The 12262-nt window shown below is 53.8% G+C and carries 6 protein-coding genes; 5 read left to right on the top strand and 1 reads right to left on the bottom strand.

Annotated features, from left to right (window positions below; genetic code table 11):
* Positions 1 to 4: 4 nt before the first annotated feature.
* Positions 5 to 5071, bottom strand: a complete 5067-nt coding sequence (locus ACYVIY_RS23945; RefSeq protein WP_460979007.1) for a translocation/assembly module TamB domain-containing protein — start codon at positions 5069 to 5071, stop codon at positions 5 to 7.
* A gap of 540 nt (positions 5072 to 5611) precedes the next feature.
* Between ACYVIY_RS23945 and ACYVIY_RS23950 the strand changes: the two genes are divergently transcribed.
* The 5 genes from ACYVIY_RS23950 to ACYVIY_RS23970 all read left to right on the top strand — a co-directional run bounded on the left by ACYVIY_RS23950 (position 5612) and on the right by ACYVIY_RS23970 (position 12260).
* Positions 5612 to 7090, top strand: coding sequence for a Kelch repeat-containing protein (locus tag ACYVIY_RS23950; protein ID WP_460979009.1), 1479 nt, complete (start codon positions 5612 to 5614; stop codon positions 7088 to 7090).
* Positions 7091 to 7118: 28 nt separating this feature from the next.
* Positions 7119 to 7895, top strand: a complete 777-nt coding sequence (locus tag ACYVIY_RS23955; protein WP_460979010.1) for a hypothetical protein — start codon at positions 7119 to 7121, stop codon at positions 7893 to 7895.
* A 25-nt stretch (positions 7896 to 7920) separates the two neighbouring features.
* Positions 7921 to 9066, top strand: a complete 1146-nt coding sequence (locus ACYVIY_RS23960; RefSeq protein ID WP_460979011.1) for a caspase family protein — start codon at positions 7921 to 7923, stop codon at positions 9064 to 9066.
* 45 nt (positions 9067 to 9111) lie between these two features.
* Positions 9112 to 9585 carry a hypothetical protein gene (locus ACYVIY_RS23965; RefSeq protein ID WP_460979012.1) on the top strand — a complete coding sequence of 158 codons (474 nt, stop codon included), beginning with the start codon at positions 9112 to 9114 and terminating at the stop codon, positions 9583 to 9585.
* Positions 9586 to 9749: 164 nt separating this feature from the next.
* Positions 9750 to 12260, top strand: a complete 2511-nt coding sequence (locus tag ACYVIY_RS23970) for an ATP-dependent Clp protease ATP-binding subunit (RefSeq protein ID WP_460979013.1) — start codon at positions 9750 to 9752, stop codon at positions 12258 to 12260.
* The last annotated feature ends 2 nt before the right edge of the window (positions 12261 to 12262 follow it).

The following is a 12262-nucleotide window of genomic DNA, read 5'->3' on the forward strand; positions in this document are numbered from 1 at the left end:
ACAATTAATTAGATGTGGGACCGGGCGATCGGCGGAATATATCCGCCAGGGTATCGTAGTCGACAGTGATCACGAACCCAATACCCGTTTCAATAATGTAACCGTCGAGAATAGCCTGGTAGTCGTTACGTCGGTACGCCCGCAATACGTATCGGCCATCCCGGGTAACGTTGTAGTTGGCGGACAGGTTATCGAATACCTGATTGTTGGCCGTAGCAGCCCCGGCCGCATTTTCCAGCACAAAGTTTTTGCCGACCGAAACCGTGACCCGCCCCGCCAGGAAGCTGCGCGATAGCCCAACGTTCAGGTCGGTTCTGGCCCCGTTGGTAGCTCCGCCCGTGTTCGCGCTTCCCGCCTGCGAAAGCAGGTTGAAATCGACGTCGAAGCCTTTGAGCACGCCCGAGGCCAGCCGCCCCAACTGATCGGAAATCAACTTGCTGACACTGCTTCGGGCGATGTTTTCAGCCTGCGTGTTCAATCCGCCACTGTTGTTATTACCCGAGAAGAAATCCGAGGTGTTCTCGGGCAGGAACCGGTTCAGAATCAACAGCGCAAATACCTGCTTATTGATCTGCGATTCGTCCTGCCGCAGGTTTTTTAGCTTATTCTCGATGGTTGTCGCGAAGGAATTGGAGGAACTGATGCCGTTTTCCTCGGATTCCGGAAGCCGAATGTCAAAGTTTAATTTCGGCGCGGCCAGGTTATTGCCAATCGATAAGGCGACCTCAAACGGTAATTTACGTTGCGCCTGTGCCGCGTCAACGGTGGTCGACTCGCTGCCAATCAGATCAGCTGGCGGAACCGATACTTTGTAGACGGCCGTAATGTCGATGTTCGCTTTGAGCGGATCACCCGTAAACTGGATATAGCCACCTTTCTGAATCTCAAACTGGCGTTTTAACACCTGATACGTCAGCGAGTATTCCCCTTCCGTTACGTCGTAGCGGCCCAGAATGGTTACCTGACCGGCGGCATTAACCCCCACCGTCAACTGCGCATTTCCCCGGGCGCGTAGATAGTCGCCGTTGAGTTCATCGACCACAATGGTTAACTCCGACTGCTCATCGGCTTCAAGATCGAGCGAGATCGTGGAGTTGGTAAGTTGTTCGAAGGCCAGTCGCGGGGCCAGACTGTCGCGCTTGGGCCGGTATAGATACTTGGCCAGCGCGAGCGAATCGCCGTGTTTAACGAACGTGACCACGCCATCGCCCGTGTCAGCGGCCAGCGACTCATCGGGCAACACAATGGAGATCTTGCTGTCGTCTTCGAGCTTGACTTTTCCGTTTATCGACGCGTTGGAACCCGTGCCTTTGATCCGCAGATCGGCACTGACCGCGGCCTGACCGTAGGCATAGTCGTTGTCTTTACGAGCCGCGTTGAGGACCTGAAAATTATCGGCCTTGACACGCAGGTTATACGTTGCATCCGGCAGATTCTTCAGCACCACCGTACCATCCGTAGTGAGTGTGCGGCCGAGGGTATCCCGAACATTGAAGTCGTTTAACGTAATGGTTTGACCACCGAACGCCAGTTTCTCGTTATCGATTCGGTACGTAGCGTTCAGCTGTTTAATATTGAATGCTACAGAGTCAAACGCGACGCTGCCGTCGAGTTGAGGGTTATCGAGCGCTCCGGCTACACTGAACTCGCCAGTGAGTTTGCCTTTCGCCTGCCGTAGTTCACCAAAGCTGAATGCCTCAATCGTTCGGGCATCAAGGCGTTTGAGGTTAATCGCGAGGTCGAGGGCCTGTTTAACGTTCTCGGGATTGTAATAACCCGTAACCGTGGCATCGTTATAAGTTCCGGCCAGGGCCGTGTTGACTTCAATACGACCGTCGGAATTATTGCGGAACCGGGCCGTAAGGTTGCCAATGGGTTTTTGCATGACCTGTAGACTGTCGACATAGATCGAGCCCGTGAAGGCCAGTTGACTGTCTTCTGTGATGTAGTCACGCACAATGATTGTTCCGTTGAGTTCGCCACTGGCCAGTGTAGTATCCTGGTTAGCGAGCCGGGCCAGGTTCGCCAGTTCAATCGCGCGCGTTGTCACCCGGATGGGGGCATTGCCATACGGTTCTGTACTGCTCACTTCCAACGTCTGGTCGCCCTGCTCAATACGGATATTGCTCACCAGAACGCCGTCTTTACCGTATTGCGCAAACCCGCTGGTATCGGTATCCCAGCGCTGGTAATTGGTCAGTAAACCATTTCGGGCGAACTTGAATCGGTAATTGTCCTGGTCGACGATAAGCGTACCGGCAAGCCCATGAAGGTCCCGGTTGATGGAGTCTTTATTGGTAATGGCAAATCGAAACTGATTATTGGCGGCTGTGCCCACTAGATCGGTCTGGCGGATGGTAATGCCATCGTACAGGACGCCGTCGATACGTCCATTTACGAGCAGTTCATTGCCAATGCCACGCAGGGTCATGCGAGTACCCTGGATGGTCGTCGTATCGTAGACAATAACCCCAGTACGTAACGTGGCCGAAAGGGTAGTATCGCGGGTATTATCTAAGTAAGCGTTCAGCCGAACGGTATCCAAACGGGTCAGCTCGGGGACAAAGGCCTGGAATAACGGATTCTGATACGCCTTCATACCGATGGTGAAGGCATACGGGGGCGGAATCTTTTTATACGTTAAAGCAGGTAAGGCAATGTATTTGCTGATTTCTCCCGCCAGAATGTCGTACAACTGCGTGTATTCAAACTGCCCGTCCAGGTTTAACCGGGCACCGGGCAATTGGGCAACCACGGTTTTGCTGGTCCCGTTGGCGCCGAGTCGGGCGTAAAGCGAATCGACCGGATAGCTTTTACCCTGCAACGTAACGACTGCATCACCCGCGGAGATCGTGCCGACCGGTTTAGTTGGGTCCGTAGAGGCCATGTTGAGCACAATACGTCCTTTAAGCGACAGCGGGTCGTTGTACAGCTTCAGGGGTTGTAAGTTCAGTTCGTTGATGACGGTCTCGCCTTCCACGGTCGGAAACTCACCTTTAAGCCCCGCTCGTATGTCCAGTGCCACGTTCGCGTTCGGATCGCGCAAAGCTCCTTTTAAATTTAAATTGCCATTTGACAGTGTGCCCTCGGCATCAAGGTTCTGGTACCGATAGCCACTTAATTCGGCCGACTGCACAGCCAGATCGAAGCGGGTGGTTAACGTATTGACGTCTATTCCACGGCCATCTACCGTAGCTCGGCCCGTAACCTTACCAACCGTACCGGTTTGTTTAAGCCACTTACCCGCGTCAAAATTGTTCAGGTTCAGCGTACCCTTATAAGTCTGATTTTTTCCACTCACGAACCCGGCCAGGCGACCGTCGAAACCGGCCGTACCCCATTCGGTATTAAGATTGGCGTCAAGCGTCAGGTTATCCAGGGCACCCCGTAGCTGGCCCGAGAGCCGGAGCGAAGGAGGTAAGGCAATCGAGGATGGAATTGACCCTTTGGGCGCTAACTGGTTAATATCGGCTAGTCGGGTAGTGGCTTCCTGGATATCGATGTTCACACCGAGCCGGTTGGGATCAGTAACGTTTGTCAGTCGGCCCTTCGCCCGAATACGCGTTCCCGATAGCATGTCTAACTCCAGCCGGGGCAGGTTCAACGCAGCCAACGTACCGGTTGCCTGCGCGTTAGCCCGGAATACGACCCGCCGGTTTCCGGCAAACGGAGGTGTGTCGGCCAGGAACGGCGCTAGTTGCAGTACGTCTTCGGCCGACAAACTACTCTGGCGTAGATTCACCTGGACACTTACCCGATTCGCAAAGCGCGGATTGCTTAACTGACCCAGTGAATCGTAACGTAACACAAGCTGATCGCGAATCAGCGAGGTTGGCGTTTGAATGTACAGTCGTTTCAGGCTGGTTGTTTTGTCGGTGTATACTAAGTCGCCGTTCAGACTTTGCAGCACGAACCCGCTGGTGGCCCGGAATCGACCATCTCGCAACTGACCACTAACCTGCTGGCCACGTTTGCCCAAGTCGGCATAACTTAAGAATCGGCCGTTAATGCCTAGATTCTGTAGATCCAGGTGACTGTAGTCAAGTCCTTTCTTTTGCCGGGGCGCTGTTTCATCGTCGAAGCGGATGCGGTTATTGGCGAACCGAACGTTGGTAAGTTTGGCCTGCCAGCCCGGTGCGCTGGCGTCGGCCGTTGATGGGGTAGCTGCCGACTGGCTCGTCGCTTTTTTGGTTGGCTTAGTCAGAATGGCCGCAATGTCGGCATTGGTCAGATTCAGAGAGCGTAAGCCGATTTTGGCCCCGTCGAGATAGAAATAATCAGACTCCATCGTCAGTTGCCCAATGGAGCCCTGAGTCCTGAAGTCGGCCGTTTCGACCTGTACATTCCATTTGGCCCGGTTGATCTGCCATTTTCCTAACCCGATATCGAGCGAGTCGCCGGGCTTGCTGGGGGGGCTGGGCGGTGTGGGCAATCCTTCGTACAGCCGCGTGTTTACGTTCAGACCATCAACGCTCACATCCGACAAATGATAGATTGATTTATAAACGTCGGTCTGATTAAAGTTGGTCCGCAGGCTATCGACATACGCATTTACGTCGGCTCCCACTACGTCATCGCGGTACTTAATGCGAACATCTTTCAGCGTAATGCCCGTTAGGTTGATGGCCATTGGCGTGGATACCGTATCGGCTGGTTCAGGAGCCGTACCGGTGTCGAACGCATTCAAAATGTACTGAAAGTTGAAGGCGGTGTCGGGAAGCGTGCGGCTCACGTTCACCCGAACCCGCTCTAATTCGATCTGATTGATGGCGACTTTATTATTGAGCAGCCCCCACATATCCAGGTCAACGCGCATCCGGCCCCCCTCAAGCAGCGTATCGCCTTTGGGGGTTTTAAAGAAAACATCATCCAGTTCAATCCAGTCGGGAATCGAATACCGGATGCGGCCAATCCGAAACGGCGACTGAAGTTTCTGGGCCAGATAGCTATTCACCTGCTTCGTCACAAACTGCTGTCCCCAGGGCGTCGTGACAACAAGTACCACGAACCCCACCAGCAGAAGCACGAGGGCAAGCAAACCAAGTAAAACACGAACAATAGACTTCGACACAGTAGTTGAATGGGTTTGCCAGCCTGACTAGGGCTGGTTTACTATTGCTGGTCAGCAACGATACCTCTCTCCATAACGAGTACCGGGGGAAATATGTTACTAGCTGGCTCTAAAGCTCTTTACTGCACCCTCCGTGCCCGACCTGTTCCGGAAGGCTGTCAGCATACTCATATGGGCATATTGTGCTGCCAGAAGCCAGCCATCGTCGTAAAAACGCTCGCCGTCTGTTTCCCGCATTACCAAAGCTGCGACTAATCCGTCGAAACCAATTAGGCACCGGAGCCAGCGCAATCTGTTCCTACTGGCCTTCGAACCTGCAAAACACCAACTAGAATGACGTTTACCAGACCGAATCGCCCCGCTGTTTCAGTAACCTGCGCCATTTGCTCATATCTATTGACCGAACGCTCAAAGCATTCGCGAACGAAGTCGTTTTCTCCGTTCATTTAGGTTCTTACTTTTTGAAACGTAAAAAGCTAAATATGAACGATTTAGAATTTATGCTGAATTGTTTCTCTCTGTCTTAGCATGTAAGTTGTTATGCGTACCACACTCTATACGTTCATCAGCATCATTCTGTTGCTTACCGCCTGTTCTAAATGGAACGTAACGGAAAAAGAGATCAAACCGAGCGATCCTAACCCGGTTGATCCCAAGCCCGTTACCAGCGTTGGCGCAGTCACCTTGCTTAACCTGAAACCAACGGCGCTAGGGCATCTGACCGCTACCATCAGTTTTAAAGTGGAAACGCCACCGGCTGTCAGCGAATACGGGGTTATCCTAACGCCCGATCCAGGCCAGATCGGCGCCATTCAGGCCGGAACAGCCGCTCCCCTCCGGCGGGCAGTGACGGCTGCGCTGACGGGCGATGGTACGGTTAACTTTGAAGCGAAAGACCTCATTGAAAACTCACCTTACTACGCCGTTGCCTACGCAAAAGACGCAGCGGGAAAAACCGCATTCAGCAAGGATTTTGTCAGCTTCCGCACAAAATTTGGTCCGAAAAACAACAACTGGCGGCAACTCGCCAACCTGCCGACCCAGCGGGCCTACGCCTTTAACCCCTTATTCGCCATCAACGGTAAGGTATACGTCGGCGGGGCGGCCCAACCCGCCAGCGCTGAAGGGTACTACTATTTTAAGCAGTTGTATGAATATGACCCGGAAACCAACCTCTGGGCGCAGAAGAAAGATTTCCCCGGTACGGGACGCTCGGAACCAACCGTTGCGGTGCTGAACGGCAAAGCCTATATCCTGTTCGGCGCGGCCGTTGGACGGGGCAGCTATACGGCCGATGCCTGGGAATACGATCCGGCGAATGATGCGTGGCGGCAATTGGCTAACCCACCGGTAACCCGCGCTGGTGGACAGGGGGAATACAACAAACAGGCCGGTGCCTTATCGTTCGTATACGACAACCGGGTGTTCACGATGTTTGGCCGGGGAACGTATAATAACGACGTTAACCAGACCAACATTTACAACGCGGTGTATGCGCTCAACCCCGCCAGCAATACCTGGGAGGTTTCCTTTCCGCTCAACGACAAAGGGTACGACAACAGCGTTATCTACGGAGCTGCGCGATCGGGTCCTTTTTCGTTCCAGTACGACAAATGGGTGTATTTCGGGGGGGGCTTAGCCGCCAAATATTACAATGCCGTGGGGTCGAATCTGCCCTACAGTCGCTATTTCAACAGCCGCCAGATCTGGGGATATAACGTAGAGACACGCGAACTGAAACAGATTGCATTGCTGCCCACCAATTTCGGCGATTGCTCGGGCGATAACGACACCGGTGGTCGCATGCAGGGCTTCGCGTTTGTGGTCGGCTCCAAAGCGTATATCACCGACTGCAGCAGTCAGGTATGGGTCATGGACCTCGCCAGTGGCAATTTCACCCCGCAACTCTCTTCCGCGCTACGTCACCCATCCCCGACAACCGGTATTGGAATCGGCGTTGGCAGCAAAGCCTTCTTCGGACTCCGAAACGCCGACTGGTGGGAGTTCACCCCAAACTGATTTTTTCAACGCTTACCCTTACGTAGTCATGTCTCTCAAACGCTGTCTCTTAGCCTTATTAGTTCTCGCGGGTTCACTGCTTAGCCAGTTGAGCTGGGCACAAACGTCGGCCAGCAATGTCCGGCTGCGTACCGACCCGACGGTTCGGAAAGTGATCATTGAATACGAGTTGCCCCAGGTGCTGCCCGACGACTCTCTCTACATTGAACTCGAAACCGCATCGGGACGTATCATTCGGCCCGTGAGCGTAAACGGCGACGTAGGTGCGGGCATCAAAGCCGGTAAGAATAAACTGGTTGCCTGGGACGTAGTGCGCGATAACGTTCGGTTAAACGAAGACGTAAAAGTGCTGCTACGGGTAGCCCGGATGGTATCGGTTGCCGATCCTGCCAAGGTCGCCAAAAAGCCGGTGACGGAACCCGTTACCCGGCCTGTGGCTGATCGGGTGGCTGAACCTGGTACCGTTGTTCGCCAAAAATCGATAGTGCCCATTATTGGCTGGGTAGCGACCGGTGGACTGGCTGGCTACGCGACGGTAATCGCATTAGGGCTGAACAAAGACGCTGACGAGTACAACAGCAAGCCGTTTGCCGATAATGCCGCCGAGAAGGCACGCTTCGACGAGCTGAAAGCGAAGATCGACAAGAACAAGACCACGTTCACCATTGTCGCCGGAGCAGCCGCCGTGGTGGCTATTGCCAACGTCGTGTACATGGTCGTTGGTAAGCCAAAGCCAGCCCGAACGTCTTTATTAATTCAGTCGGGTGGTCAGGTTACCAGCATCGGTCTCAGCCATAAATTTTAATAGCATCACAGTTCTCGTTTTACTTATGAAAACGCTACTACTTTTCACCGGTTGTTGTCTGCTAACGAGCGTAGCACTGGCACAACCGAAACCGATCGCCACGTTTCAGAGCCCATCCACGCGCCTGAACACCATGCCCTTGTTTACCACGTCCACGCCAGTAGGCTCCTCCGTCGCGTCGCGGATCGACTGGACCAGTAACCTGGGTGCCGACCAGACCGTATCGGCGGCTACGTTTATGGCGAAAGCCTGCGTTACGTCGGCTAAGCCCGTGGCGCGGTATACTTTATTTCTGAACGATAAACTACAGCCCAGCGCCCGCGACCTGAAGGTCGAGCGCGATACCGATTGCCAGCAGCCATTCAGCCAGTCGGTTCAGTTGACCGAAGGCGAGAATAAAATTAAACTGGTTGCGTACCTGACGGGTGGGGGCGAGGTGACATCTTCGCTGGAGGTTACGTATCGGAAACCCGCCGTAGCCGAGATGGAAAAACGGCTCGCGCTCGTTATCGGAAACTCCTCGTATCCCGCCAACAGCCGGTTAACCAACCCCGTCAACGACGCCCAGGATATGGCAGCTACCCTGCGTGAACTCGGCTTCGAGGTGATGCTCTATACGGACCTCGACAAAAAGAAACTGCGTAAGGCCGTCGATGACTTTGGCTATAAACTGAAAGACTATCAGGTTGGGCTCTTCTTTTACGCCGGGCATGGTGTGGCCGTGGGCGATCATAACTACCTCGTTCCAATTGATGCGAAGCCCGAAACGGCCGGCGACATTGAATTTGATTGCGAACCCGCTGATCGCGTGCTGGCCAAGATGGACGATGCCCGTACCCGCACCAATATTATTGTGCTGGATGCCTGCCGCAACAATCCGTTCGAACGCAGTCTGGTACGCGGAGGCAACGACGGGGGACTAACCAGCATGAACGCGCCCAACGGCTCATACATTGCCTACGCGACCTCGCCTAGTAAAACCGCGGCCGACGGAAATGGGCGTAATGGTCTGTACACATCCGCCTTATTAAAGCATTTGAAGGTTCCCAACATCCCGATTGAGGACGTATTCAAACGGGTGGGCCGGGAAGTAACGGAGCAAACGGGTGGCCGTCAACGCCCCTGGGTCTCCTCGTCGCTGACGAATGACTTTTACTTCCGGAAAAAGTAAACAGGTCGTACGATCAATACGTGTCTTAACCCTAATCGACTTGAGATGAAAGCTATTGTATGTATTCTGCTGCTGCTAAGTGGCGCACTGGCCGGGTGTTCGAAATGGAATGTCGAACCTAAAAGCTTTAAAAACCCTGGCCCCGACGTGTTTTCGTCGGGGCAGATTACCATCGCCGAAAATGGATTCTGGGATTTTGATGCGGGAAAGACCATCGCGTCGGCGGGGGATGTGAAGTGGAACGTAACGGAATCCAACAACCTGCTGTTCATCCCCAGCTCGGGCACCAAATACGCTTTAACCACTGTGCTCGATCCATCCGCCATTTCGTTTCAGGAGCTAACCGTACTTACCTATTCGACCCGGCAATTCGAGATTGGATTGCCAGCGCGCAACCCGAACGCCAATGGCAGCATTGCCTACGTAACGAACGAAGGTCGAAACGGCGTTTTTCACGTCGACAGCTACAGCTTTACGGGTCGTTCGATCACGGTAACCTGGATTACCTACAGCAGATAAAGCATGAAGGTACTCAGGTTGATATATGTAAATTAATTCATTAATCAGCAATGGGTTGAGTCCGTTTGCTCGGCGAATTTGCCATTCGCTCAAAGAGACTTTGCCTACGGTGAATAAACTGCTACGTTCGATTTGCGATCGGTGCGAATAAACCCCTTCACACCATGTTAACCCTTACCTATACCGAAGAACTCCGCCGGGCCGTCAGCATTGCCCAGGCTATTGCCCGCGAGCATCAGCACCTGACGTTCTCGCCCGGTCATCTGCTCACTGGATTACTACACAATGACGTAGGACTGGCCTCGCAGTTAGCCGTATGGGATATTGACGTGCCCTACCTGCGCGATTGGGCCGACATCCGAGTCGAAATGTACCCGAAATCGGCCCGGCCGGTGGAAGAGCCGACGGGAGATAAACAGGTTCGAGCCTTAATGGAAGTGTCGGACGTAGTACGTATGAAGCTGGGTGAAAATGAATTAACGCCTATCGCTGTATTGACCGCGATGTGCAAACCCGATGTCGCCTTCACGCGTGACCAGCTTAAATCGTTTCCCCTGACCGAGAATCAACTGCTGGAAAAAGCCCTGCTGGATGTTGGGTTTCAACAGGCCATCAGTGGACAAACTGGAGGTAGCAGTGCCAACAGCGGGCAACCGGCCGCCGGATCAAACGGGGCAGCAGCGGCCGCTGGCAAAACGCTCTTTAAATTCTGTACGGACCGAACCGCGTCTGCCCGTGAGGGAAAGCTTGATCCAATTGTCGGTCGGGACCGGGAAACGCGGCAGATGATCGAAATCCTGGGTCGGCGGCTTAAGCCAAACGTCATCATTACCGGTGAACCGGGAGTCGGAAAAACCGCTCTGGTGGAAGGACTGGCTCAGCAGATTGTTGCCGGAAACGTACCACCTCATCTGAAAAATGCGCAGTTGTTCCAACTCGACATGGGGTCGCTTATTGCTGGCGCTTCGTATAAAGGCGAAATCGAAGACCGGCTGAAGGGGATTCTGGCCGATCTGAAACAATTCGATAAAGCCTTACTCTTCATCGATGAGATTCACGTTTTGATGGACCCGAACGGGGGCGCAGTCGGAACCGTTAACCTGCTCAAACCCGAACTAGCTCGTGGCGAACTGACGCTGATTGGAGCCACAACCAACGATGAGTACCGCAAATACCTCGAAAAAGACGAAGCCTTTGCCCGGCGCTTTGAGGTCCTCGCCGTCGAAGAACCCGATGAGCCAACGGCTACCCGGATGGTGGAGACGATTCTGCCTCTATTTGAGAAACACCACCAGATCGGCGTAGCGGATACAACGGTTTCTGAAACCGTTCGGCTGGCAAAACGCTATCTGAAAGACCGTCGGTTGCCCGATGCCGCCATTGATCTGATCGACCGCACGATGGCGGCTATGAAAATGGCAGCCGAAACAACCCGGCCCGAACTAGATCGACTACGTACCGAACTCTCGGGTGTACGCGAAAAAAATCAGAACGCTGATCCATTGACCTTTATGGGTAACGTTCGCTGGTTTGAACGGCAACTCAAAAACAGACTGAGCCCGGTATTGCTGGGGCAACTGGAAGAGGACCTGCAAACGGATTCCTTCGAGTTACCCGATGCCCTCGCCGATCATTTGGCTGTTGTGCTCGACAAATTGCAGGCACTGGGCGAACAGGTTCGCGATAAGGTTGAGCCCGCTGAAGTGGCCGCTGTGGTGGCGAATCGTACGGGGATCCCGCTCGGGAAAATACAGTCGAAAGAGCGGGATAAACTCTTAACGTTAGATGGGCACCTCAAGCAGCGCGTGGTGGGTCAGGACCATGCGGTAAAGATCATTGCGGATGCCATTCTGGAGAATCGTTCGGGACTGAGCCGTCCGGGACAGCCCATTGGCTCGTTCTTTTTTTCGGGTCCTACGGGTACTGGTAAAACCGAGCTGGCCAAAGCTATGGCCGACTTTCTGTTCAATGATGAGCGCGCGCTCATTCGCTTCGATATGTCGGAGTTTAAGGAGGAACATTCCGCAGCCTTGCTTTACGGTGCCCCTCCGGGCTACGTCGGCTACGAAGAAGGCGGTCTGCTGGTTACCAAAATCCGGCAGCAGCCCTTTGCCGTCGTGCTGTTCGATGAAATTGAAAAAGCGCACCCGTCGGTGTTCGATATTTTCCTGCAAATTCTGGATGAAGGGCATCTGCACGATCGATTGGGCCGCGAAGGCGATTTCTCGAACGCCATTATCCTGTTTACGTCAAATATTGGCAGTGACTACGTAGTGGAGAAAGCGGCCAAGGGCGAAATAGCCGCGTCGAATGATCTGCTGGAGATTACGGGCCGTTTCTTCAGACCCGAGTTTTTGGGGCGGCTCACCGAGATTATTCCATTCCAGCCGATTTCGGAAGAAGCGATCGTGAGCATCTTCGATATCCAACTCAAGTCGTTGCTGAAAGCGCTCGATAAGCAGGGTATTACGGTTGACATCGACGCAACCGCCCGGCGGCAACTGGCCTTAGAGGGCTACACGCCCAAATATGGAGCGCGGCCGTTACGTGGGGTTATCCGCAACCGCCTTCGCCGACCGTTGTCGCGCATGATTGTCGCGGGTGAGTTGAGCAAAGGAAGTCATCTGGCCGTTACCACGAGCGAATCCGGGGAGCTGACGTTCAATCCTGTCTGATA

This window comes from Spirosoma knui (genome assembly GCF_054780635.1).

Coding starts and splice junctions, on each gene's coding strand:
- ACYVIY_RS23950 (WP_460979009.1), top strand. CDS start 5,612: ATGCGTACCACACTCTATACGTTCATCAGCATCATTCTGTTGCTTACC.
- ACYVIY_RS23965 (WP_460979012.1), top strand. CDS start 9,112: ATGAAAGCTATTGTATGTATTCTGCTGCTGCTAAGTGGCGCACTGGCC.
- ACYVIY_RS23955 (WP_460979010.1), top strand. CDS start 7,119: ATGTCTCTCAAACGCTGTCTCTTAGCCTTATTAGTTCTCGCGGGTTCA.
- ACYVIY_RS23960 (WP_460979011.1), top strand. CDS start 7,921: ATGAAAACGCTACTACTTTTCACCGGTTGTTGTCTGCTAACGAGCGTA.
- ACYVIY_RS23970 (WP_460979013.1), top strand. CDS start 9,750: ATGTTAACCCTTACCTATACCGAAGAACTCCGCCGGGCCGTCAGCATT.